21 protein-coding genes are annotated in these 24,815 nt (G+C 43.9%); 12 read left to right on the top strand and 9 right to left on the bottom strand.

The annotated features are described in order from the left end of the window. The first annotated feature begins 212 nt into the window (after positions 1 to 212). Entirely contained in the window at positions 213 to 443 is a 231-nt protein-coding gene (locus VPNCDNU1_RS13660; protein ID WP_104400828.1) for a hypothetical protein, read from the top strand. Positions 444 to 494: 51 nt separating this feature from the next. On the opposite strand, the gene VPNCDNU1_RS13655 is transcribed toward VPNCDNU1_RS13660, so the two are convergent. After that, positions 495 to 2,135, bottom strand: coding sequence for a GGDEF domain-containing protein (locus tag VPNCDNU1_RS13655; protein WP_104400827.1), 1,641 nt, complete (start codon positions 2,133 to 2,135; stop codon positions 495 to 497). 684 nt (positions 2,136 to 2,819) lie between these two features. Between VPNCDNU1_RS13655 and VPNCDNU1_RS13650 the strand changes: the two genes are divergently transcribed. Then, positions 2,820 to 3,305 carry an Lrp/AsnC family transcriptional regulator gene (locus VPNCDNU1_RS13650; RefSeq protein ID WP_101111857.1) on the top strand — a complete coding sequence of 162 codons (486 nt, stop codon included), beginning with the start codon at positions 2,820 to 2,822 and terminating at the stop codon, positions 3,303 to 3,305. Between the two features lie 95 nt (positions 3,306 to 3,400). Here VPNCDNU1_RS13650 and VPNCDNU1_RS13645 read toward each other — a convergent pair whose 3' ends face one another. After that, complete coding sequence (locus VPNCDNU1_RS13645) at positions 3,401 to 4,108, bottom strand: DUF445 domain-containing protein (protein ID WP_104400826.1); 708 nt, start codon at positions 4,106 to 4,108, stop codon at positions 3,401 to 3,403. Between the two features lie 396 nt (positions 4,109 to 4,504). Here VPNCDNU1_RS13645 and VPNCDNU1_RS13640 point away from each other — a divergent pair, with 396 nt between their 5' ends. The 3 genes from VPNCDNU1_RS13640 to VPNCDNU1_RS13630 all read left to right on the top strand — a co-directional run bounded on the left by VPNCDNU1_RS13640 (position 4,505) and on the right by VPNCDNU1_RS13630 (position 12,576). After that, the gene (locus tag VPNCDNU1_RS13640) at positions 4,505 to 9,961 is read left to right on the top strand and encodes a glutamate synthase-related protein (protein WP_104400825.1); all 5,457 of its coding nucleotides are present in this window, start codon (positions 4,505 to 4,507) and stop codon (positions 9,959 to 9,961) included. A gap of 31 nt (positions 9,962 to 9,992) precedes the next feature. Further along, positions 9,993 to 11,753 carry a diflavin oxidoreductase gene (locus VPNCDNU1_RS13635; protein ID WP_104400824.1) on the top strand — a complete coding sequence of 587 codons (1,761 nt, stop codon included), beginning with the start codon at positions 9,993 to 9,995 and terminating at the stop codon, positions 11,751 to 11,753. A gap of 187 nt (positions 11,754 to 11,940) precedes the next feature. Beyond that, positions 11,941 to 12,576, top strand: coding sequence for an alternative oxidase (locus VPNCDNU1_RS13630; RefSeq protein WP_104400823.1), 636 nt, complete (start codon positions 11,941 to 11,943; stop codon positions 12,574 to 12,576). A gap of 51 nt (positions 12,577 to 12,627) precedes the next feature. Here VPNCDNU1_RS13630 and VPNCDNU1_RS13625 read toward each other — a convergent pair whose 3' ends face one another. Then, positions 12,628 to 13,539, bottom strand: a complete 912-nt coding sequence (locus VPNCDNU1_RS13625) for a LysR family transcriptional regulator (RefSeq protein ID WP_104400822.1) — start codon at positions 13,537 to 13,539, stop codon at positions 12,628 to 12,630. 110 nt (positions 13,540 to 13,649) lie between these two features. Between VPNCDNU1_RS13625 and VPNCDNU1_RS13620 the strand changes: the two genes are divergently transcribed. The 3 genes from VPNCDNU1_RS13620 (at position 13,650) to yghU (ending at position 16,950) form a co-directional block, all read left to right on the top strand. Continuing rightward, entirely contained in the window at positions 13,650 to 14,543 is an 894-nt protein-coding gene (locus VPNCDNU1_RS13620) for an alpha/beta hydrolase (RefSeq protein ID WP_104400821.1), read from the top strand. 337 nt (positions 14,544 to 14,880) lie between these two features. Beyond that, positions 14,881 to 15,615, top strand: a complete 735-nt coding sequence (locus tag VPNCDNU1_RS13615; RefSeq protein WP_167404792.1) for a pepsin/retropepsin-like aspartic protease family protein — start codon at positions 14,881 to 14,883, stop codon at positions 15,613 to 15,615. 474 nt (positions 15,616 to 16,089) lie between these two features. Beyond that, complete coding sequence (gene yghU, locus VPNCDNU1_RS13610) at positions 16,090 to 16,950, top strand: glutathione-dependent disulfide-bond oxidoreductase (RefSeq protein WP_104400819.1); 861 nt, start codon at positions 16,090 to 16,092, stop codon at positions 16,948 to 16,950. A 104-nt stretch (positions 16,951 to 17,054) separates the two neighbouring features. On the opposite strand, the gene VPNCDNU1_RS13605 is transcribed toward yghU, so the two are convergent. Next, the gene (locus VPNCDNU1_RS13605) at positions 17,055 to 17,717 is read right to left on the bottom strand and encodes an FMN-dependent NADH-azoreductase (protein WP_104400818.1); all 663 of its coding nucleotides are present in this window, start codon (positions 17,715 to 17,717) and stop codon (positions 17,055 to 17,057) included. A 115-nt stretch (positions 17,718 to 17,832) separates the two neighbouring features. On the opposite strand from VPNCDNU1_RS13605, the gene VPNCDNU1_RS13600 reads away from it, so the two are divergent. Then, the gene (locus VPNCDNU1_RS13600; protein ID WP_104400817.1) at positions 17,833 to 18,699 is read left to right on the top strand and encodes a LysR family transcriptional regulator; all 867 of its coding nucleotides are present in this window, start codon (positions 17,833 to 17,835) and stop codon (positions 18,697 to 18,699) included. 16 nt (positions 18,700 to 18,715) lie between these two features. Here VPNCDNU1_RS13600 and VPNCDNU1_RS13595 read toward each other — a convergent pair whose 3' ends face one another. The 3 genes from VPNCDNU1_RS13595 to VPNCDNU1_RS13585 all read right to left on the bottom strand — a co-directional run bounded on the left by VPNCDNU1_RS13595 (position 18,716) and on the right by VPNCDNU1_RS13585 (position 21,026). Next, positions 18,716 to 19,972 (bottom strand): SGNH/GDSL hydrolase family protein, encoded by a 1,257-nt coding sequence (locus VPNCDNU1_RS13595; RefSeq protein WP_104400919.1) that lies wholly within the window; start codon positions 19,970 to 19,972, stop codon positions 18,716 to 18,718. A 198-nt stretch (positions 19,973 to 20,170) separates the two neighbouring features. Continuing rightward, positions 20,171 to 20,515, bottom strand: coding sequence for a transcriptional regulator (locus VPNCDNU1_RS13590; RefSeq protein WP_104400816.1), 345 nt, complete (start codon positions 20,513 to 20,515; stop codon positions 20,171 to 20,173). A 205-nt stretch (positions 20,516 to 20,720) separates the two neighbouring features. Further along, positions 20,721 to 21,026, bottom strand: a complete 306-nt coding sequence (locus tag VPNCDNU1_RS13585) for a DUF6482 family protein (RefSeq protein WP_104400815.1) — start codon at positions 21,024 to 21,026, stop codon at positions 20,721 to 20,723. Positions 21,027 to 21,199: 173 nt separating this feature from the next. Between VPNCDNU1_RS13585 and VPNCDNU1_RS13580 the strand changes: the two genes are divergently transcribed. After that, a complete protein-coding gene (locus tag VPNCDNU1_RS13580; protein WP_104400814.1) occupies positions 21,200 to 21,691 on the top strand; it encodes a fasciclin domain-containing protein in 492 nt (163 codons plus the stop codon). A 117-nt stretch (positions 21,692 to 21,808) separates the two neighbouring features. Beyond that, on the top strand, positions 21,809 to 22,450 hold the full coding sequence (locus tag VPNCDNU1_RS13575) for a flavin reductase family protein (RefSeq protein ID WP_174715144.1): 642 nt from the start codon (positions 21,809 to 21,811) through the stop codon (positions 22,448 to 22,450). A gap of 16 nt (positions 22,451 to 22,466) precedes the next feature. Here the strand turns inward: VPNCDNU1_RS13575 and VPNCDNU1_RS13570 are convergent, their stop codons facing one another. Beyond that, positions 22,467 to 23,669, bottom strand: coding sequence for an MFS transporter (locus VPNCDNU1_RS13570; protein ID WP_104400813.1), 1,203 nt, complete (start codon positions 23,667 to 23,669; stop codon positions 22,467 to 22,469). Between the two features lie 98 nt (positions 23,670 to 23,767). Between VPNCDNU1_RS13570 and soxR the strand changes: the two genes are divergently transcribed. Further along, the gene (gene soxR / locus VPNCDNU1_RS13565) at positions 23,768 to 24,196 is read left to right on the top strand and encodes a redox-sensitive transcriptional activator SoxR (RefSeq protein ID WP_104400812.1); all 429 of its coding nucleotides are present in this window, start codon (positions 23,768 to 23,770) and stop codon (positions 24,194 to 24,196) included. A 92-nt stretch (positions 24,197 to 24,288) separates the two neighbouring features. Here soxR and VPNCDNU1_RS13560 read toward each other — a convergent pair whose 3' ends face one another. Next, positions 24,289 to 24,762, bottom strand: a complete 474-nt coding sequence (locus VPNCDNU1_RS13560; protein ID WP_104400811.1) for a MarR family winged helix-turn-helix transcriptional regulator — start codon at positions 24,760 to 24,762, stop codon at positions 24,289 to 24,291. Between the last annotated feature and the right edge of the window lie 53 nt (positions 24,763 to 24,815).

Below are 24,815 nucleotides of genomic sequence, written 5' to 3'. Positions count from 1 at the left end.
GTTTTTTATTGGGTATAAAGTACTAGATATCGTATTTTCCTGAAACAAAACATTTTTATTATGACACTAAGCACAATAATAGTGTTCGGTGAGTGTTAAGTTCGGCAAATATGTTACGTCCACCACAAATATTAGTTTCAGAATTAATAATAGCGAACAGGTTTGTTCTAATTAGGTCTAATTAGTTCAAAAGTGCTAAAAGGAAACCAGTAATGCCTAAGGTATATTGTGAAGCGTGTGAGAAGAAGACCCACCATAAAGCCATTATGTGCAAAACCACACCGCAATGTACAACGCTGTTGGAAAAGGCTAATCAAGTGATGTTCCAAATTTTTAATGGTGATAACTACCATAAAATGGAACAAAGGCTTTACTGTCGAGTATGCAATCAAGAATACTGCAGTCCGGTAAATACGGAAATAAAAGAAACCAGCATTGCTTAGATTTGCTGGGTTTTCACTGTCGTCTGCTTGTTTAGCTAATAAGTGAACAAGCTAGGCTTCAATGGGCTCTAGCGTTTTCTCGGCATTATTGCGAAAGGTACAAATCTTATCTCTTCCACTTCTTTTTGCATCGTAGAGGGCGTCGTCAGCTCTTGATATGAGTTCATCAAGACTCATTGTAAGATTCCACTCCACGACACCAAACGAGCATGTTACCCAAAAAGTTTGATCATCTTCAGAATAAAAAGGTTGATGATTGACTCTTTCCTGTAGCCTTGAAGCAAAAGAAGTCGCACCTAGTAAATCGGTGTCAGGCAACAGGATAATAAACTCTTCGCCCCCGAAGCGGGCACAGACATCACAGCTCCTCGCAACATTTTTTATCGTATCAGCAACGCCCACGATCACTTTATCGCCAGTGTTATGACCGTGTTGGTCATTGATCGCTTTGAATAGGTCAATATCGAGAATAACCAAGCTATAGGGTATTTGTGTTCTGCGAGCGATGTTCGTGGCTTTTTCCATCAAGCTAGCAAACATTCGTCGATTGTAGAGGCTCGTGAGAGGATCAACCGAAGCGAGGTGGCGAAGCTGTTCTTCGACTTTTTTCCTGCTGGCCATTTCTTGCTTTAAGCGGCGCATTAGAAGCATCAGAATGGTGCATACGCCAGTAAGAGAAATAAGTACCAACGATAACCAGAACACCTTTTTCCGAGCGTCAGCAATTTGTTCCTTCTCAGCGTGATACACCAGTCCGTCAAGATGGTAAAGATCATCAACTAAATTCTCTTGGATCAATATAGCGGCCATTTTTTCAATTCGGCTTTCATTGATGTAGCCAATATCAACCAGATCTGAACGGACGAGATTGGAAATAGCGAGCGCTTCGTAGCGTAATTCGTCGAGTGTCTTTTCGTTGTTGTATTTACTTTGGATTATTTGAATGATTTCTTCAGGGTTGTCGAGAGCGTATCGCCATCCTCGAAGTGTTGCTTCCCGGAATTGGTCTACTAATTGTGGATTTTGTTTGATTAATGAATCGCGTGTAAAAATAAAATCACTATAAAAATCGACGCCATACGCTCTAGGATCGAGGATATTGAAGCGGATGTTTTGTTTTTTAAGCAGATAGGGTTCATTGGGTAAATAGGCATTAAAGGCATCGACTTTACCGTCAATGAGGTCTTGCACATCAAACGAAGATTTTTGAATTCTTATGGTAGAAACATCCGTACCTACGGACGTTAACATTGATAGATAGGAAGGGTACATCTGACCATTTAAGGTCATGATTCGTTTACCTTCTAAATCTTTGGGTGTTCTTATACCCGAAGCTTCAAGAGTCAGTAATACAGATGGCGAATATTGAAAAGTCGCCGCAATAGCAACCAGTGGCTTTCCTTTTAAACGCTGAAGAACAAGTTCACCATTCCCTACACCAAAATCCAACGTACCGGAAAGCACTTCTTCAGTAACATCCAATGTGGGTGAGCCTTCCACCAAGTTAATGTGAAGCCCTTTTTCTGCGTAGTAGCCTTGATCAATTGCTGCGTAATAACCAGCAAACTGAAATTGGTGAACCCAACGTAAACCCACGTTAACGGTTTGTGGTGAGGCGGCTATTTCCTTTGAGCTGAGTGAACACAACGCAGCGGTAAGGTAAGCGAAAAAATGATACGTAGTACGGCTCATTAAGGAAGGTATTGTGATCTTAATTCAAAAGTTAGTTGATTGTAATCGCTTGTGACAATACGAACCATAGTGACTATGCAACTCTGACTATTAAAATCAGCGATTCCTTAAATACAGATCAAACTTTGAGAAGGGAATCACACTTGCAAGTAGAATATGTAAGATTTATAAAACGTTTAAGTAAATTTAAATTCTTTAGAGGATTCAATACGTTAAATGTTTTCTGGAAAAATGCGATTAAAGTCTTGTTTCACGCCGTTCACTTATCGTTATAAGTGACGTTTCATTCTCACTATGCAATCGAGATTTCGCAATTTGCAAATCAATTTCATTGAAAAAATCAAAAACGATAGTTTTTTATCCAAAATCACTCGATTTTAGACTGGAAAAAGTTGGCATCAGTTTTGCTTTATTAACTGTGACCCTTTTAAAGCCGAGGGTCACCTAGCCAACTGACGTTGTTAGTGAATATTATTTGTTCACACTATCTATCAGCCAATCGCACAGTTTTGCGGTTGGCTTTTTTTTATCCTTTTCTCTTTAAATCCAACCTTAGTAATAAAAACGTCAAAAAGTGATACCGTATGGTGATTTTGGTGCCACAAAGTGAATTCCACTTGGATATGGTTAAAAACTCAGTGATACTTACTGTTAATGGATTGTAATTATTGCTAGGAAGTTGTTATGCCTCACTCGTCATTGGATAAAATTGATCTCGAAATACTGCGTATTCTTCATCTTAAGGGGCGTATCTCCATGGTGGAGCTTGCTAAACAAGTGCACCTTACAACCTCCCCATGTTCAGACCGAGTAAAAAGACTGGAAAAAGAAGGGTATATCAAGGGGTATCACGCGGAGCTATGTCCTGAACGATTAGGGTTAGACGTCCAAGTTTTCATTCATATTCGTTTGGACCAAACGAGCTTTTCTATCTTCGAAAAATTTGCGAAAGCAGTGGAATTAATGCCAGAAATAGAGGAGTGTTACTCCCTTTCCGGTGATTTCGACACCATGATCAAGGTACGTGTTAAAGATATGAAAGCGTATCAAGATTTCATGTCTACCAAGTTAGGTACACTACCAGGTGTCATCCAAACGCGAAGTGAAGTGGTGATTGAAGAGCATAAAACCGGATTCGGAGTGAACCCGGATTTGATAACCATGCTTTAGGGCATTTGCTCGGTAAGAACGATAAATTAGGGTCATTGACCCTAATGGTTTCTAAATTCTGCCATGCCAAAAACAGTTATAACCAAGGACGTGGTTTAAGCACTAAGAAAAGCCGAAATCACACCAATTAGACCACCAAAAACCCCACCCCAGACGACTAGCCAGCCCAGATGATTTTTGATCATATCTTGAACCATGCTTTTTACTAACTGAGGTGTTAGTTCATTCAAACGTTGGTCAATGATGTTTTCGATATTTTTCTGGATTTCATCCATCATACCTGGCTGTTCTAACTGCGTTTTTAATGCCGCCTTAACGGCATCACTCTGGCTAATTTGAACAACAGATTGTTGCATCTTCTCGACAAAAGGTTGTTTGAGCGGTTGCAATGCATCGGTTCCACCGAACATCGCAAGCATGCCACCAAACTGAGAATTAGCGATAACCTCTACCAAAGACTCAAAAGTGGGCTCGAAGTCAATGGACTCTATTACTGGCTGTAGATCCAATGACTGACTTCCAGACATTTCACTGCTCAAGAAGCGATCAATGTTCTCATTGGTAAAGAATTCCGCCATCATCAAGTTCTTAATGGCGGATTTAAACTCCTCGAATCTTGCCGGAATGACACCAGACCCATACAGCCCAGGGACTTTTTCAAACAACATATGTACGGCTAGCCAATTGGTTATAGCGCCTGAAAAAGCAAATACGCCTGCGTATAGTGCAATTTGGTTGTCTAATTTGTATCCGGCAGCCAGCAATCCAAGTGCTAGCAAATTAGTGACAAAGCTTTTATTCATCATTCTCTTGTCTTATGGAAAATTTTCGCGATTCTAGCAATATCATAATGTGACTTGAATACTTAAATAACGTCTTTCTATTCATCTTTTTCAAACTCACCAGTACACCCTAAACAAGTTTTGTGGTCAGCTCAAATAGAAAAACCGCCTTAAATTCAATCAGAACGCATACTCATTCAGCTATCACTAGGAATTTGACGAATAATTTTTAGCGATCTCAATCACAGAAAACTTGCCTTACAGCACTACGCATGATAATTATTATCATTTCTATTTGTGTGAGTTAAACAGGATTGGTTTGCTCACAATACACTGGATAAAGGCTTCGGTACTGTAGCGATACATGCCAAAGGACCTGCAGAGCTAATAGCTGCAAGCAATCAAGGAAATGATCGAATGAATCAGGAATCTCGCTCGCTGTATGATCGCGAGCATGAACACTCAAGCTGTGGGGTGGGTTTCATCACGGATAAAACGGGGGAGCAGACTCATCAGCTTCTTACCCTTGCCCATGAAGCTTTATGCACTATTCCACATCGTGGCGGTATGAATGCCGAAGGTATTGGTGATGGTGCCGGTGTTAACATCGACTTATCCGTGAACTTTTACCGCTTTCTGTTAAACGAGCCAACGCTTGAAAAAGGCGAATTTGGTGTCGCAAACTTTTTTTTCCCATTCGACTCTGCACAATTTGAGTCGGCTAAATCTCTTATTCTAGAGACGCTTTATAAGTATTCATTGAAGGTTGAATTGTGGCGCGAAGTGCCCGTTAACCCAGAGGCCGTCAACGAAGCGTCACAAAAAGTTCAGCAAGCCATTCAACAGGTGGTTTTTTTAAGAGGCGATAATCAGCCAGACGCGCAATCGTTTGAAGACCAGATTAACGCAGCGCTTTCCGAACTTGAATCGATCGGATTTACCGATTCTGAATTTGAAGGGTTTTACCCGCTTTCAATGAGTTCACGCACTCAGGTGTACAAAGGGCGCTTGAACTCAGGTGAAGTCGTACCTTATTTTTCGGATCTTACGCATCCAGAGCACCACGTTACCACTTTGTTTTTCCATACGCGTTTTTCGACGAATACCGCACCCGCCACCATGATGGCTCAGCCGTTTCGCCGTATGGCGCACAATGGTGAACTTAATACCGATAAGAAAAACCGCCTAAGCGAAGATGCGATAGCGCGTCAGCAACACAAAAAAGTGATCTTCCCGAAAGGGCAATCGGATTCTGCCCGCCTTGACCAAACATTGGCTAGACGCGTTGTTGAAGACCGTATGGACATCGTAACAGCGGTGCTGGCGATGATGCCGCCTGCTTGGGAAAACGACGAATCAATTTCGCAAGAAGTAAGAGACATGCTGGAATATTTCAGTTTGTCTGAAGAAAAAAATGATGGACCTGCGGCACTGATATTCTCTGATGGCGAGAAAGTGGGTGCACGCCTAGACCGATTGGGTTTGCGTCCGCTTCGTAGTGTTGAAACCAATCGTTACCTCGCGGTGATGAGTGAATCGGGTCAAATTGATTTCCCGCCAGAAGATGTGATTCGTTATGGACGCATTCAGGCTGGTGGCATGATTTACTTTGATCACTCCACTGGCAATAGCTACGAAACCAAAGAAATTTTAGAAACGCTCGCGAAAGAGCGTAATTACTCAGCATTGCTAGAGTCGGCAAGAATCACGCTGAACGATATTGAATCTGTTTCCCTTGATGCAGTTAAGGAAAACAATAATTTCAGTACCTACAGCCGCCACGTTGCATACTCATTAAACCAAGAGAGCTTCAAATTCTTCCTCGATCCTATGATCGAAAGTGGTGCGGAAAAGATCTCAGCAATGGGCTTTGGCTTAGCGCCGAACGTTTTGACCGACGAAGAAGGCGGCATGTCCAAATACTTCAGTCAGCGTTTTGCACAGGTAACCAACCCACCTTTGGATTCGCTGCGTGAATCGGATGGTATGACCTTGCGCGTTGCCTTAGGCGCTAAGCCAGGTTTTAGCCCTCAAGATACCGTTCAGCTTGTTTTACAATCACCTGTGTTGCAGCCACAACAACTAGAGCAAATTCTTGAACAAGATCGCATAGAAGTCGCCACGTTCGATACGCTGTACACTCCGACGCTTAATAGCCGCGAAGACAACGCTAAGCGAGTAGAAGAGGCGATTAACGCGCTTTGTGACCAAATTGAAGAAGCGGCTCGTCGTCGCTGCGGTATTGTTCTGCTAAGTGATAAGAACATCGGCAAAGACAAAGCCGCTCTGCCTGCTATTTTAATGGTAGCCGCGGCCAACCAAAGGTTGATCAAACAAGGTCTGAGATTCAACACCAGTATTGTTTATCTCACAGGACAGGCGGCAAGTAGCCACGATATAGCCTGCCTTCTTGGGTTTGGTTCATCTGCGGTTTGCCCTATTTCTGTGTTCTATCGCGCTCAAACGTTATCGACTAATCAAACGGTTGAAGCGGGCCTTAAGCATTTCCAAAAAGCGGTTGAAAAATCACTCATGAAGACCATGGGTAAGTTTGGTTTGTGTACGGCTGAAAGTTACATCGGCGGTGAATTTTTCGAATCAAACTTCTTAGATTCCGATTCCGATTGTTTGAAGCGTTATTTCCCGAACATCAGCTCGCCGGTTGGTGGTGCAAGATTTGAGGACTTGGCTTGGAGCTCCGCTAAATGGCACTTTAAAGCACTTGCTATCAATGAAGAGAATCAGATTCCACTTCTTGGCTTGTTTAAAGAGCGACAAGATGGCGCGGGTCACAGCTTTGGTAACACAGCGGTTCGCGAATACATCAACATGACTCAAGAGCCTGTCAGTTACGCCGACCAAGCCGAACTGGCAATGGACAAGACCAATCAATTTGCCAGTGAAGACATCGCATACAAAGACAAGGGTTACGAGAAACGCAGCCCAGAACAGATTGACGAGTTTGACATTACGCCGTCTTATCAAGCGTTCATCGACAACCTGTATCAGGAACGTAGCGCTCGACCTGCGGCTCTTCGCGATATCTTGCTGCTGCCACTGGATTTCTCCAAGGCCAATACCGTAGAAGCATTCTCGCATCTTCTCGACCGTTTTCATTTGGACGGCAACGTCAATTATTTGTGGGGCGGTATTTCTATCGAGAACGTATCGCGCCAAGACCGTGCGTTTAGTTTCCGTTTGGACAACACGGATAACCTCTCGACGTTTGCAGAAGCGATGCAAACCTGTTGGGCAGATCATGTTGAACAATTGTCCCTTCACCAAGACAAATTGGATGTGGTTCTCGCACCTAAATACGCAGAGTTCATCGGGAAGATTCAAAAAGCGAAATCACCGATAGCATTGGACGACGTCGAGCCTGCACATCTCATTACTCCTACCTTTGCGTCGGGCGCGATGAGTCATGGTGCGCTTAACTCCAATGCTCACATGGCTGTTGCGCAAGGCACCAATATTGCGGGTGCTATGAGTAACTCCGGTGAAGGTGGTGAACACTCAAGCCGTTTTAACAGCATCAAGTCGAGCAAGATCAAGCAGTTTGCATCCGGTCGATTTGGTGTTTGGGTAGGTTACCTTGCCGATCCACAGCTTGAAGAGATTGAAATCAAAATCGCGCAAGGTGCGAAACCCGGCGAAGGTGGTCAGCTACCATCACCAAAGGTCACCGTAGAAATTGCGGCGGCGCGTGGTGGTACACCGGGTGTGGAATTGGTGAGCCCACCGCCACACCATGATACTTATTCTATCGAGGACCTTGGTCAGCTTATTCACGATGCCAAAGCAGCACGTGTTCGCGTTATCGTTAAGTTGGTGTCATCCGAAGGTATCGGTACGATCGCGGTTGGTGTTGCGAAAGCGGGTGCGGATGTCATCAACGTCGCAGGTAATACAGGTGGTACGGGTGCAGCCGCAGTAACCAGTTTGAAAAATACAGGTCGCGCGGCAGAAATCGGTATTGCAGAAGTGCATCAGTCGCTCAGCGAGAATGGCTTGCGAGACAAAGTGACGCTTCGTTGTTCCAACGCACACCAAACGGGGACGGATGTCATCAAGTCCGCGATCATGGGCGGTGACTCGTTCGAATTCGGTACAACCGCACTGATGATGCTTAAATGCGTTATGGCGAAGAACTGTAACATCAAGTGCCCAGCGGGTCTGACAACGAACCCTGAGCTCTATCAGGGCGATCCACGAGCACTAGCGCAGTATTTCTTAAACGTTGCGCATGAAGTTCGCGAGATTCTGGCAAGCTTGGGCTATAGCAGCCTGCGTGATATCCGCGGTAAGACAGAACTTCTGCATCTTGCGAATCACCACAGCATTGTGGGTCGATTGGATGTTACAGGGCTTCTTCGCGAAGTGGAGCATGTCAAAGTACCACGCCCTGTTTACTTGGAAGCAGACTTCACGCCAGATGACGCATACATCGAAAAACTGCTCAGTGAGTACTTCAATTCAGAGCTTCTGAACATTGAATTAGCAGGAACAAAACTCAACAACCGCAACAAATCGACGGGCGGTCAGCTTTCAATCGATATTGAACGCGCGTTGAACTATGAAAATGTTGGAGAAAAACACCCAGCCGTGTTTACCGCTGGCAATGGTCGTCGTTACCTTGATGCTGAATCCATTGTGGTTCGCACCCACGGCAGCGCGGGTCAGAGCTACGGTGCATTCAACAACTCCGGTTTGGTGATGGAACATGTCGGTACATGTAACGATGGTGTCGGCAAGGGTTCCAGCGGTGGTCATATCGTGGTTCGCTCTCCGGGCGGAAACGATATGTCGGCGGGCAATAATGTTCTTATCGGTAACTTTGCGTTATTTGGCGCAACTGGCGGTCAAGCGTTTATTCAAGGCGAAGCGGGTGACCGATTTGCCGTGCGTAACTCTGGCGCGATTGCTGTTGTAGAAGGCGTCGGTGATTTTTGTTGTGAATACATGACAAATGGTTCCGTTATTAACCTTGGCGAATACGGTAAAGGTTTTGGTAACGGCATGTCTGGTGGTCTTGCTTATCAATACGATGTTGATGGTGCGTTTGCGCAGCGTTGCAGCAAAGATTCCGTCTTAGCTTTGCCGCTCATCGAGCACGATGAGGGCTACGAAGAAGCACTGAAATGGCACTTAGAACAGCACGTTCGATTTACTCAATCTGAAAAAGCGCAAGCCATTTTGGACGACTGGGCGACAAGCCGAACGTTGTTCACGTTGGTGCTTCCACTTGCATTAACGCAGAGTCAGCACCCTGAGAGTATTCTTGAGACCAACTCCCGCAAGAAAATGCTGGAAGAATTGATCCAAGGAGAGGCGAATCGCTTAATTGAACAAGTGCACTTTGCTTATGAAGGAAATGAAGCCTTGTCACGTGGTTTCAGTCCACAGTATGGCGATATGGATACGCCACTGATTTGTGATTTATTGACGCAAAGCGGTGTGCTTCACCGAGCGCATCAATTGGTAAAAGGTCAGTTTGAAGGTGAAGTTGAGCAGTCTCGCGCAGTGAAACGCTTGTTCGAGCTTCGTGACAAAAAACTGTTGGATGTGTTGCTGAAAGATATCAAGGAAGCCATATCGAACTATCGCGATGACGAATTGGCTGTATTACTGGCGGCTAAACGCGTGCAGGACTACAAAACGTCTTTGGCACGCCGTGATGTCTGGGATACCCATTCGCGTGGTACTTCAGTCTGGATATTGGCGCGAGAGAAAGACATTAGTAAGCAAATGGTAGAGATCGAAGCGGTGTCATTACGTACAGCGACGCTTTACTGCCATGTTTTTGCCGATGTCATTCGAGACGATATTGAAGAACAAAAAGCTCAGCAAGTTTTAGAAGCCCAAACTGCCTAGGGAAGGCACCGATTTCAAAGTAGGAAGAAAAATGAAAGTACCTTATTTGCCTCAAGACATTCCGTTTAACGACGATCAGAAGACCTGGTTGGCGGGCTTCTTTTCTGGATTACACTCACGCCTGTTGGTTAAAGAAGAGTCCGTAGTACACGCGGAATCTAAGCCTCAGGTTAAAGCACTGACGATTCTTTATGGTTCTCAAACTGGTAACGCAGAAGCCGTTGCTTACGATACGGCAGAAAAAGCCAAAGAATATGGCATGACAGCCACGGTATACGATATGGATGACGTCGATGCACAAATCTTCGTTAAATCTTCTCGTATCCTGATTGTAACCAGTACCTATGGTGAGGGTGAAATGCCCGATAATGCCGAGTCACTTTGGCAGACCATGTCTGATGAACATGCGCCTAAATTGGACGGCACCTTCTTCTCAATATTGGCACTAGGTGACACCAGTTACGATGAGTTCTGCCTTGCAGGTAAACTTTGGGATGAGCGCCTTGAAGAACTTGGTGCAACGCGTGTTACGACTCGTGTTGATTGTGACATCGATTTTGAACAACCTGCTGAAGAGTGGATGATTGCCACTCTGCCAGGTATTGCAGACAAAGGTGATGACGGTGAAGCCACCGTTGCTCAAGGGGGCAGCGCCCCAAAGGCTAAGTCGAAGTACAGCCGTAAACAACCACTGCAAGCAACGCTGAAACATAAGCGTGTGCTGAATAAAGAAGGTTCTAGCAAAGAAATCGTACATTACGAAATCTCTTTGGAAGGGAGCGGTGAGTTCTATAAGGCTGGTGACGCCCTAAATGTAATCTCTCAAAACCAGCCTGAACTGGTTCAAGCATTCCTAGAGCATTTCCAGTTTAGTGGAGATGAAAAGCCGTCGTGGAATGGCGACAACTTCAGTTTACGTGAAATCTTTACCTCGCATTTGGATATTCGAACTCCGTCGAAAGAGTTTGTTAAAGCGTTGGCTGAAAGTGCCAGCGACCATAAATTGATCGCTTTAATCGGAAACGAAGACAGCAAAGGCTTGAACGACTTCCTTTGGGGGAAAGACATTCTCGACTTGTTGCGCCAGTACCCAAGCGTGACGTTATCGCTGGCAGAAATTTTATCGCTGCTTAAGCCTATTGCACCGCGCGCTTACTCCATTTCATCGAGCTTGAACAAGCACGCAGATGAAGTGCACCTAACCATTGGCAGTGTGCGATACCAAAATGGCGAGCGTGACTACAACGGCACATGTTCAACGTGGTTAGCAGACTTGGTGGAAGAGGGTGATGTAGTGCCTTGCTACTTTGCTCCTAACAAGAACTTCGCTGTGCCTGAAGACGACAAAGCACCAATGATCATGGTGGGGCCGGGAACGGGTATCGCGCCTTTCCGAGCTTTCCTTGAAGAGCGTGAGGTTCAAGCTTCTCCAGGCGACAACTGGCTGATTTTTGGTGATAGAAACGGTTCAACAGACTTTATCTATCAAGAAGAGCTAGAAGCACTTCAAACCAAAGGTGTGCTGACTAAGCTAGATCTGGCATTCTCGCGTGACCAAGCTGAAAAAATCTATGTGCAAGATAAAATGCGTGAAAGTGGCGCTGACTTGTATGAGTGGCTAGAACGCGGTGGTTACTTCTTCGTGTGTGGCGACGCTTACTACATGGCAAAAGATGTAGATAAAGCACTGCACGAAGTCATCGAAGTTCACGGCAACAAATCGAAAGAAGAAGCAGAAGCTTACGTTAACCAGCTTAAAAAGCAGAAACGCTACGTGCGAGACGTATATTAAGCTCTATTCGGGTTTAGCATCATTCAAAGCCATGGTTCGCCATGGCTTTTTATTACCTCAGGTTTTTCTTTGTGTCCCTTTATTCCTAAAAGAGATTATTAAAATAGTTTAAAGTTCTAAAGAATATTGAAGCTTTTATCTTAAAGATGTATTTTAAATGCATCTTTAAGATAAAGAGGTAAAGCTCATGTCAGACTTCAAATTAACGCATCGCTCTGCGAGCAAACTTTCTGAACGTGTCGCGTATCGGATTACGCAATTCTTAAAATTTACCCTCAATATTTTCTATGGAAAGAAATACGCGAAGCGAGCGGTGATCTTAGAAACCATTGCCGCAGTACCTGGCATGGTTGCTGGTATGTTTAACCACATGAAAGCCCTTAGGCGCATGAAAGACGACGAAGGTTGGATCCGAGAGTTACTGGACGAAGCCGAAAATGAGCGTATGCACCTTATGATTTTCTTGGATATCGCAAAACCCAGTTGGGTTGAACGTGCTCTGGTGTTGCTAGGACAGGGTGTATTTATTGTTGTTTACAGCCTGATTTATCTGCTTTCTTCTAAGATTGCGCATCGAGTGGTCGGGTATTTTGAGGAAGAAGCGTGTAAAAGTTATACCGAGTATCTGGGTAAAATTGACGATGGTGAAGTAGAGAATGTACCTGCGCCGAAACTGGCCATTGGGTACTATAAATTGCCGAGTAATGCGATGCTAAGAGACGTAATTTTGCAAATACGTAATGACGAAGCCAAACACCGCGATCGCAACCATTCATTCGCTGATGCTTATGAAAAACAAGACTTACCTGCCCACCAAAACTGATGGATCCAACTCGCCAGCGCTCCCTTTTGGGCTGGCGAGCACCTCGATATCTTATCTATTACCAGAGCTGTATTTTTCCTTTTTAAACCAATCACAAAGAAACTGAATCAATGTTTTAAGCTTTTCTGGTTGGTAGCGATTCTTGTGGTAAATCAGGTGAATAGGAATAGGCACAACTGACCAACCTTCAATTGCATGTACCAATTTACCGCTTCTCAAATGTGTTTCTGCGTATCGGCTAGGTAGGCGGCAAATACCCATCCCGTTGATCGCGTAAGTCAACAATACTCGGCTGTTTGAACAACTAGCAGATGGAACGATTTGGACAGTCTGTGATTCGCCATTTGAATGAGTGAATACCCATTTGTCTATTGTGCCAGTTAAACAATGGTGCTCCTTGAATTGACTTGGGTGGGTTGGGCTCGATGTACCTTGCAGGTAGTTTGGAGAGCAAAATACACCTATATCCATATCCATCAAGTGTCGCGCAATCATACGAGAATCAGGCAAGTTTCCTGAACGGATCACAAGATCAAATTCATCCTCAATTAAGCTGACTTGTTTGCTGTCGAAGGAAATATCAATGCGTATATCTGGGTAAAATAGTGAAAATTCGGCGATAGCTTGTGATAAATATTCTTCACCAAATGCGCCTCCTAAACTGTTGATGCGAATCAGCCCAGACATAGATGCGTTTTGTTCTAGCGCGTCAGCAGCGGCTTGATCGATTTCTATCAAGGCGGCTTGGGATCTTGAGTAAAAACGCTCCCCTTGCTCGGTAAGCTTGAGGGAACGAGTTGTGCGAATCAGTAATTGTACGCCTAATGTTCTTTCTAGCTGACTCAATTGACGAGATAGATGTGCTTTGGATGAACCTAATGCCTCGGCAGCATTGGTAAAGCTGCCATTAGATACGATGGCGACGAATGCTTTTACGTCTAGCAATGAAATATTGTTGTTCATTATGTAACAGTTAGTGTGGTGTTGATGTATATATCATAAATCAAACTGTTCTTATGATGTAGCCATCGCTCAAAAAGAGTGAACAACTTATTACTAGAGGCAGAATCTCCATGACTTACACTCAACAAGAAACCTTTTTTTATAGCAACGGTAGCCGAATTGCCGCGAACCTTTTTATCCCAACTAAAGGCTGTCACCCTTTTCCAGCAATAGTGATTGCTGCGCCTCAAGCGGGTGTTAAAGAGCAAACGGTCGATCACTATGCCACTCGATTGGCAGCTAAAGGTTTTGTGACCCTGACCTTTGATCACGCTACGTTTGGTGCCAGTGAAGGGCAGCCGAGATTTCATGAAAACCCTTATCTTAAAGCAGAAGACATTTCTAATGCGGTGACGTTTCTTCGGTTACATCACCATGTTCAGCCAGATCGTGTTTATGGCTTGGGCGTGTGTTCAGGTGGAGGGTACTTAAGCTTTGCTGCTGCAACGGATAGGCGAATTAAATCCGTAGTCACAGTAAGTGCTTACTTTGATCACCGAGGCTTCTATCAAACTATTATGGGAAGAGAGGGGGTTTTGGAAGTATTGGAACTGGGTAACAAAGCAAGAGAAACCTATCAGCAGACAGGTGAAATCAGTTATTTGCCTCATGCTCCTGAATCAGACAGCGAAGACATGCCAAGATTATTCAGAGAGTTTTACGATTATTACATGACGTCCCGAGGGCAAAAAGGACGTTATGAGAGTAAGTTCTTGCCTTGGTCGTTTGCCAGCTTAGCCAACTTCTCGGCATTAGATGTTGCTGAAAATTTGTCGCCGACACCTCTGTTGATGATTGTTGGCTCTGAAGCTGACTCGGCATACGAAAGTGAGCAAATGTTACGTGCCACCGCCGGCGCCGGAAAGCTTGAAGTGATTCAGGGTTCCAATCATATTGGGCTTTACGATGTCGCAGAATATGTTGACCAAGCTATCGATAAGATTGCCACGCATTTTACTGATTAAGTGGTTTTACGGTTAGCGAATTGGAGACCAGCAGTTCCTACTACTGGTCTCGTTTGATCCGATTGAGTATGAAGCTTGTCTCATTATACAAAGAATTTAGATGGGCAAGTTCGAGATGAGTTGCGTAAAGCTTAGTATGAGCTTCTCTACGGTTCGTGCTGAAATATGAACCAGATACGCTCTGTTTCAAGGTTAATTACCGATGCATGTTATTTGTCGCTTTTTCGATCGTCTCCCGCTTCTTCTTTTCTTACTTACTTTCAGTGCAACTTCATTTTCCAAGAGTTGCGATTCGTTCAGGACTCCTATTTCCTTCAGTCCTAAAGGTATGCCGATAGTGACGTTGGAAGTAGGTGAGCAAGAGATAGACTTCCTTTTGGATACCGGATCAAGCGCAGGTTTTCATCTACCTAAACCTATGATTCAGGCATTACCTGGAATATCTGAACTGCCTGAAAAACGCAAAAGCATGAATTCGGTAGGTCAAGAGTTCAGCAATTCTGTATATCGCTTGAAGACGCTGAAATTGGGGTGCATGGAATTTGAAGATCTTGAAGTAGTTTCGCTGCAGCCGTGGGGGGTATCGGTCGGAGAAGGAAAGCCAGATATAGAAGAAATACCCGTTTTGGGCTTAGGCGTATTCTTAGGGAAGACGGTTAGAATCAGCTTCCACGATAAAGTGCTGATTATTGAGAACTCAGATCAATCTGAATCTAAATTTTGGCAAGCTCTTACCGTATACAAAGAGGGAGTCGGAGTTGAACTTAAAACTAAAAATCAAAAATATCTGTTGGCGTTGGATACCGGAGCGTCACAAACTCTTTTTGTTGGCAACAAAGTGAACCCTAATGAATCACTTGAGCCGTGTCATTACAACTTAGGTGGCATCTCTTGTCAGCTTTTCAACGAGCCGATGACCACGCACGGGTATCCTTTTGTTAGTAAGGCATTACTGTTTCCCATTGATCATCGGTTTCAACTGGATGGCTTACTTGGTGTGGACTTTCTTCATCAATTTGATGTCCAACTGGACTTGACTCACAACAAAATCCTCGTCAAGCCAGCGAATTAATTAACCGGTGTGGCTTCTTACTCAATTCTTTTCTGTTTTTTAGATATCTGCCTACCGTATCAAGTTAAATGTATGAAGGTACGTTTTTACAGGTACAAGGTTCATTGCCAATAATAAAAGTTTACCAAGCGTGATTGCAGGGGAGCGTCTAGTCTTGAGGAGTAATCGATGTTTTTCAGCGTAGTTAAGCGGATCGACGCGGAATTTCTTCAACCCTATGGATGTGTTTGTTTAATTGGGATTATTTGATTTTTGGATACAAAAAAGCCGCAGACTCTAATGGTTAACCACAAAAATTAAAGGTTGTATTAACAGGTTAGCTTTATTCTAAACAATGAGTTATAAATAACCGATCGTTCTAATAAAAATATCATATAGGGGTTTTAACTGAGAAAAAAGACCTAATGTATGTTGTAGGGTCTGCTGATCTCAGGCTCAGATATATCCCCCTCCTCACACAGATAAGGAATTGAGATGGCAAACGAATATACACCACCAAAAGTTTGGACGATGGAAGATGAAAATGGCGGTCAGTGGGCAAGCATCAATAGACCAGATTCTGGTGCACGACATGAACAAGGACTGCCGGTAGGTAAGCACCCGCTGCAGCTTTACTCCATGGGCACTCCAAATGGGCAGAAAGTCACCATAATGTTGGAAGAACTTTTGGCACTTGGCGTAACCGAAGCCGAATACGATGCGTATTTAATCAAAATAGGCGATGGCGACCAGTTTGGCTCGGGTTTTGTTGGTGTTAACCCTAACTCGAAAATCCCAGCGTTGGTGGATCGCTCAGGCAGTGAGCCAGTAAATGTTTTTGAATCGGGCGGTATTTTGCTTTACTTGGCAGAGAAGTTTGGGCAGCTATTACCTAAAGATGCGAAAGCTCGTACAGAAACGTTGAATTGGCTTTTCTGGCTTCAAGGGTCGGCACCATACTTAGGCGGTGGCTTTGGGCATTTCTATGCTTACGCGCCAGAGAAGTTTGAGTACCCGATCAATCGCTTTTCTATGGAAGCTAAACGTCAGCTCGATGTATTGGATAAGCGCCTTGCGAGTAATAAATACTTAGGTGGCGATGAATACAGTATCGCGGATATTGCGACATGGCCATGGTATGGCAATCTTGTGCTTGGTGTGCTCTATGATGCAGCCGAGTTTTTAGATGTAGAGAGTTACCCCAACCTTGTGCGCTGGGCTAAAGACATTTCTCAACGTCCTGCTGTGCAACGTGGCCGAATGGTTAACCGCGCGTGGGGTGAAGAATGGGAGCAAGTGCCAGAGCGTCACTCAGCTGCTGATATCGATGAAGTGTTGGCAAAAAAGCCGTCTTAACCCGTTGAGCTATATACCCAAGCGCCTTTACCTTAAGGTTATTTGGATAGGCAAAACCCTTTCAATGTTGGAAGGGTTTTTTATATTTAGCCGTCTTTTACGCTTTATTTTTGAGCGGCAACTCTAGCCGCAAGCTGTTTAGCTTCTTTCTTCGCCCCTTCAAACGAAAGGCTGTGGCGCTCATCTCCAAATTCTTGATACTCACTGGTGATTTCATGGAATTGGCTGGCTCCTAAATAAGGGCTTAACAATTTGATGTGTTTTCCTAAGTGATTCATATGATGCTTTTCTCCTCCTTCAGAAAAACCCGATTCACCGCTGGAGGTACACAGCACAACGGTTTTTCCAGACAATATAGGCTCGATAGGATTCTCTCCTCGTGCTAAATCAAATGAGAAAGTTTTATTCACCCGTATGACTTGATCAAACCACGCTTTCAGAACCGCGGGCATGCCGTAGTTGTACATAGGGGACGAGATAACAATGACATCGGCTTGCTCGACTTCTTCTATTAACTTGTTTGATGTTTCTAAAGCGGGATGATTGGTCTTTCCTGTTTGTTTTGCAAAGCTTTGTGCGATCCATTCTACATCTATAAATGGTGGAGGAGTCGTTGATAAATCTCGATATATCAGATTATTCTTATGGCATCGCTCATTGAATTCAGAAACAAAGTGATGTGCGATTTGGCGAGAAAGCGACTGGTGTGCTTTCATGTCTGGAGAGTAAGGTCTCGGGCTTGAGTCAATGTGAAGAAGTGTTGCCATGATGATGTCCTGCGTGATTAGGAAGAAGGTTTATTCTTAATTGGGATAGAGGTTTTGACAAACGAGAAAAAACCACTTATAGATGAGAAATAATTACTTATAGAGTTTCAGTAATATGGCGAATATCCCGTCTTTGAATCATTTAAGAGCGTTTTCCTTAGCTGCCCAGTACGGTAGTTTTAAGCATGCTGCGTCTGTACTGAACGTAACGCCAACAGCCATTTCTCACCAGATAAGAAGCCTAGAAGCTCAATTGAACGTGACGCTTTTCGAACGCAAAGTTCGGGCGGTGACGTTAACGGAAGAAGGGAAGAAACTGGCGCAAACAACACAGAATGTGTTTACCCAATTAGAAGACACCATCTCAGATATTCAGGCACCAATAAATCGAGTCACTATCTCGTGCTGTACGTCGTTTGCGGCACTGTGGTTAGCCCCAAAACTACCGGAACTGCATGCCAAACGTTCGGATTTGGAAGTGGAAATATGCGCCAGTGACAGGCTGGTGGATTTTAGTAATGAGCGCCGCATTGATATTGCGGTTCGTTATGGTTTGCCAGAAACGATGGAAGAAGGGGAAGTGCTTCTTGGTGCTGAGCGATTAGGGTGCTATGTGCCAGCGAACCCTGATGACCAACGTAAAAATATACCCAAAACCCTATTTGTAACCGAGTGGGAGGATGAGTCTTATATTCCTAATGTGCCGTGGCAGAAACATTTTGCGAATTCAGGCTTGGCGACTCAAAAATTCAATCAGGAACAGTATGTGTTACAGGCGGCACTTGCAGGTCAGGGAGTGGCATTGGTCAGTGATGTGTTGAGTGAAGTCGCGAGAAAGCAAAAATGGCTAAAACAAAGATCCGATTTACCTTCTTTTGAAGGGTATAGCTACTACCTCAGGGTTTCACCATTCAGCAAAGACAAACACGTGGTGAGATATTGTGTGGATTGGTTGCAAAAGCAATTTAAGGAGCGAGGATAGCCTCGCTCCAATAGCGTCAAAAATTCATGCTTGTTTCTTCACGTATTCTTTTAGCTAAGTATTTGTGAATGGCAGTTGTTGGGTGGGTTACATCCCAAAAAACGTATTTATCCGATCCAATGGCGGCGCAGTCGTTCGTAATATCATGTCCATACAAATAGTCGGCGGCAGAGCTGCGCGTTAAGTTTAAGCAAGGTTCATTTGTGTTCACGAACCCATGTTGCTTAGGGTTGGCGAGTACATCTTCAAACAATTGGTATCCATCAAACAATGTAATATCGACTCCTTGAGTTTGATAGTGGGTTGCTCGTTCTTCAATAAAACCGTTGAATTCAAGAATTTTCCTACGGATTGTATCGATGTTTTCTTGAGTGCTGTATTGAAATTGCGGTGCTTTTGTCGCATCAGGTAAAGTCAGCAGTAAGATGTTTTTTGCCCCTGCTGTGGTGAGCCTATTCATAGCTGAATCAAAATCTGCTTTTACTTCAGAGACATCACGCCCGTAATTCATAAAGTCGTTCAAGCCGAATTCCAGAGTGAATAACGTGTTCTGGATTTTGTAGTTTTTAGCTTCTTCCATGTAGGTCAGAAAAGAGTCGACTTGCGCCTTAACTCCTTTAATCAGTAAGTACTGATCCGATCCCGCAGCCCCACCAACCGACCAGTTGTACATTGGTAATTTCTGAGACTTGGCAAGATATTCAGCCCAAATAAATCCGTTTGAAAAATGCCCTAAATACCAAGAATCTCGGCTCGGAAATTTCCATTCAGATTCGTTAAATATATTTCCCGTATCCGACAGGCTATCACCGAGTACCACCACTTTATTGATGGTATTCGGCTGCATCACATGATCATTGGTCCAGATAGTGTAGTTGTAGGAAAGATCGTTATCGGAGGCATAAAACATGATGTCGGCATTGTTATAATTCACTCCGAGTGTTTGTTCACAATACTGATGAATGGTTTCTTGTGGCATATCGGTATAGAACATATTTCGTCTACCAAAGGCAGACCACCAATACCCATCCAATTCAAGGTAAGTACCATTTTCATTTTTTGCCCATTTCCAATCGGTGCCAACGTCTTCCTCCGCGTGGCTGGTTCGATACCAGCAGCGTACGTAAGTTGGTCTTTCTCTATCAAAAATGAACGAAACAGGAGCAGAAGAAAGTACGGAATCTGGTATTTCAGCCATGTCTAAATCCAGCAGTGATGTGAATGGTTGCATAGCACCAAAGCTGGTTATAACGGGTAAAAGGTAACTGAGCATAAGCATTAACTCTCTTATTAAATTGAGTTAGTGTTTTTACTCTAAATTATGCTAAGGGTTTGGAACGAATCTCTATACGTTAAAAAGTTGAATACAAATGCCGGTGAAATTTGGGCTAAAAGACGCATTTTCAATTTTAATCTTTAACATAGATGTTGATGCTTTACCTATGCGATGCCGCCGGGTTTCTGGTTTTATTTATTCAATAGAATGTGCATATTCTACAATGACTTGGTTACCTTCAATGTAGGTTTTTTGGATCTCTCCATCGACGGTGATTCGACTTTTCAAATAAATAATTTGGCTGGGGTTATCGTTGTTTTTCAGTGAAGGGATAACCGATTTAGGATCGACATGCAATTGACTACAAAATTGCTCAACAAAAGCAGGCTCTAACCGCGCATTTCCTCTTAAAAGCTCGGAAAAATCGATTTGGCTGATCCCAAGTCGTTTCGTGATTTCCATTTGAGTCATGCGCATTTTGGCTTTTTGTGACATCCAGATTTGATAAAGCGCTTCGCGATCTTGTTGAGTAAACTCCATAGCCATTCCTGATTAATTTATTGGTTTTAAAGTACGATGAACAGAAGTGCGAAGAAGTTTGCCGTGCTGATGGGCGTATTTGTCAAAACAGGGTTAGAAATTGTCAGTTCAATTTTCTAGGTTGCTATATCGTGACCTTTTACCAAGGTAAAAACAGGGTGCCACAAGACGGTGTATTAGACTCGCTCCCTTATGGCTCTCTGGCTTAGTAAAGCTTGTTGTCGCCTAACGGTATTTCCATTGCGTTGCTGATGGGTTTATCTGGTCCTCCAACCATTTCGTCGTAAGCGCTTTCTTGGCGCATTACTCGTTCAATGGCGTCAATGTTTCGGCAACGCTTTTGAATCTCTATGAACGACCAGGCCCGGACTAACTGCCCATCTTGCTCTGTGAGAAACCACTCTTCGTCGTCGATCACGACAGAGGCTTGATAGAGCGACATATCCAAAGAGTGGATCACCAACTTGTCGATATGAAAATATTTTTTGGCTTTGTTTAACGTCATTTTCATAGAAACTCACCTTCCATAAAATTCTCCAATACAGCTTTAGTACGCAACAAATTTACCTTCAGTTCACTCTCAAATATTCGCAAAATTTCTTGTGATCCCATTTGAAAATCCGACCGTAGTTACAGCAACCAGTTATTTACTGGAACCGTTGATCAAAAACTAAGGACAAAACTATGTTCAAAAAAATTCTGCTTGTTGCCACTGTCGCTCTCACTTCTTTTTCATTTATGAACCATGCCGGTCATCATGGTGAGAAGAAAGATATCGTTGATGTTGCTGTAAGTAACGGGTCATTCAACACACTCGTAGCCGCTGTAAAAGCGGGCGGACTGGTGGATACATTGAAGGGAAACGGCCCGTTCACTGTATTTGCTCCTACCGATGCGGCGTTTGCAAAATTGCCTGAAGGCACCGTAGATATGCTTTTGAAACCAGAAAACAAAGACAAACTAATTGCTGTTCTTACCTACCACGTTGTTCCAGGAAAAGTAATGGCATCAGATGTGGTTAAGCTATCAGGCGCGTCAACCGTGCAAGGACAAGATGTATCGATCAAGACAATGGGAGATAAAGTCATGATTGACAATGCGAACGTTGTTCTAGCGGACGTCAAAGCTAGCAACGGCGTTATTCATGTGATTGATTCGGTGATTTTGCCTAAGTAAAGAAGACCATAGATAGCCAAAATTAATAACCAAGCGACAAAGTGTTATGCAGTGCTTGCCGAGCTAAAGTAACCCAAGATACTAGACCCGCTGGCGCTGCTTTTTACAGGACATGAGATGAACAAAAGTTGTTACACACGAAGAATCATCGGAGAGATGGAAGACAGGTATCGAGCTCGGTTTGTTAACTCTTTATCGGGGTATAAGAGTGCTAACTTGATAGGTACGATAGACGACAAAGGTCAGCACAATCTGTCTATCGTGAGTTCCGTTTTTCACCTTGGAGCCAATCCACCTTTAATGGGCTTTATTATCCGCCCTCATAGTGTCGAAAGGCACACGCTCGAAAATATTCTGGTTAGCCAGCAATACACGATCAATCCCGTATGCCAATCGATTTTCAAATCAGCTCATCAAACGTCTGCTCGTTACAAAAAAGAAGAATCCGAGTTCGAGAAGGTTGGGCTTACTCCTGTTCTAGGAAGCGAAATATGTGCCCCCTATGTAAAAGAAAGCCCTATACAAATTGGTTTATCGTTAAGAGAGCACACGACGTTACGCGTGAACAATACTGAGCTGATCATTGGTGAGATCCAAGAGGTACGTTTGCAAGATGATGCGTTAAACACAGACGGCTCAATTGATGTAGATTCGCTAGAGCTGGTTGCAGTGTCGGGGCTAGACAGCTATCACATTGGAACCCGACTTGCGCGATTGAGCTACGCTAAGCCGGATTCTGATCTAAGGGAGCTTGAGTGATGGGTACACTGTAATATCAATTCACCTGACTTGCCGGTTCTAAGTTAATGTTGCTGCTTTTGTTTAACAGTGTCATGAGTATGGCGGCAGCGATAACAATGACTGCAGCAATCACGAATCCATAACGAGTTATCTCATGGTGACTAAGGTACGCGATTAATACGTAACTCAGTGATTGAGCCAGTGTTGAAAACAGCGCTAAGCCACCGTCTACTCGGCCACGCTCAGACACCTTTACGCTGTGGTGCATCCAGTTGGTTCTCGCAATTCGGTTAAGCGCATTAAAGAATCCAAAACCTAATGTAAATGCCATCAAATAGGCTGGGTGTTGATAGATAGACATTCCGACTAACATAAAAGCAACCACAAACATGGAGTACTTCATAATATTTTGGTGTGATGATTCCGCCAAAATTTTACTGACCAACAAACCTGTAATTAACGAGCCTAAACCGAAGCTGATGTTGTACCCGGCAAGCCACTCTCCAGAAATACCCGCCTCAGAAAACCAAATAGGGACAAGTTTTCCCAAAAACGTCAGTATTGGGTAAGACAAGCAAGACAACAGAATGAAGGCATAGAAACGCGGTGCTTTGGCGAATATGCTTTTGCTCTCTTTTAACTGGGCAAAGAAAGGCACTACTTGAGTTTTTCTTAGCTTTCTTCGATATGGGGTAAGCAGGTAAGCGATAGAGGCAATACCAGACGAGATTGCAGCAAACAAAGCGAATTCCCACATACTCCACATTTCTAACAGAACCACACCCAGCGCACCTGCACCCAAAGTTGTGCCCTGCATGACCACTTCTTGGTAGCCAGAAATAGACGCATATTCATGCGAATCGTAGTTTTCTTGAGTGAAGGCATTGTTGGTTGACCACGCTAAGTTACTAGAAACCCATATAACCAACTGAGCCCCGGCGAGCAACCAATGCGATCCTGCATCGAGTGAATACGCGACAACCACAATTGCGGCGGTAAGGGCTTGTATAACTTGATTGATCACCAATAATTTTTTTCGGGAATGGCGATCAATCAAAGTAGAAAAGAAAGGTGTCGCAACAAAAGAGACGGCAGTACATAAGAGTGCGACCATGGCAACGAACGTACCCATATTGGGTTGAGATAAAATGACCCATGGCAGCGCCATCATAAAAAGCCCAGATGAAATGCCATCAAAAAAGCGGCCAACTAAGTAGGGAAAGGTTTTGTTTTTCATTCTTTTTCCTCCGTGAATTCTTTAGGTCTGCGTGCTACTCTAAAACCTCAAGTTAAGTTGAGGTAAAGGTCTTTTTTGATCTTTTTGGTAGGTGGTATATGGACATAGGCGTTGGCGAAGTAGCGAAGCGGGCTGGGGTGAAAGTCTCGGCTATTCACTTCTATGAGCAAAAAGGGTTGATATCCAGTTGGAGGAACGCTGGAAATCAGAGGCGTTTTCATCGCAGTGTGTTACGCAGAATTGCTGTTATCAAAGCCGCCCAGCAAGTGGGGTTGTCGCTAGAAGAAATCGCCCAAGCTTTGTCGCACTTACCCAAACACCAAGCACCAAACAAAAAAGAATGGGATACATTGGCGAGCCACTGGCACACGATGTTAGAAGACAGAATCCGCCGCTTGCAGGCGCTTCAGAATGACTTGGGTGGGTGCATTGGCTGCGGTTGTTTATCTTTGGAAAATTGCGCTCTTCGCAATCCCCAAGACCAGTATGGCGAAGAACACAAAGGAGAAAACTGGCTAACGAATTAAACCTTTTTCAGCCCAAAAAGTTGAACATTTAATTGACTCGGTTTGAGAAAATGTACTTAGAACTTTGATCTTTATATAAAAGTGTAAATATTTCAGGGTTTTATTATATTATCAAGCTCTAAAACAGGAGCTACCTTGATGTCTCCCGCTTTCATCATTGAAGACAAACGTTGAAGCGAGGAAAGAAGTAATGACTGTTCCCATTCTTCTAGTTGTTGAAATTTATCAACGAAACTTTGTTGCAATGGGGGAGGCGTCTGCAATAGCACTTGGTTGCCCTTTGGCGTAAGAAGAGCATGGACTTTCCGCTTATCGTATTCATTTCTCACTCTTTTTATCAAATGATGCTTTTCTAGACGATCCAAAATGGTGCTGGCAGTCGCTTGACTCATATTTGTGTTCTCTGAAAGCTGACGTATGGTGACTTCGCCGAGTTCACGTATTGCAAGCATGATGATCAGTTGTGGGGTAGTCAAGCCGGATTCTTTGTTGAGTTTTTTAGAATGCAAAACAATCGCTCGGATGATTTGGCGAATCGAAACAAGAACTTCTTCGTGCCTATCCATACATACCTCCACTGTATCTTCATAGGTTCATCCAATTAACCTAGGTGGTATAT

It is taken from the genome of Vibrio penaeicida, assembly GCF_002933855.1.
GTDB classification, from domain to species: domain Bacteria; phylum Pseudomonadota; class Gammaproteobacteria; order Enterobacterales; family Vibrionaceae; genus Vibrio; species Vibrio penaeicida_A.
The sequence above is the reverse complement of the archived record's forward strand: the minus strand, read 5'-3'. Positions and strand labels throughout refer to the sequence as shown.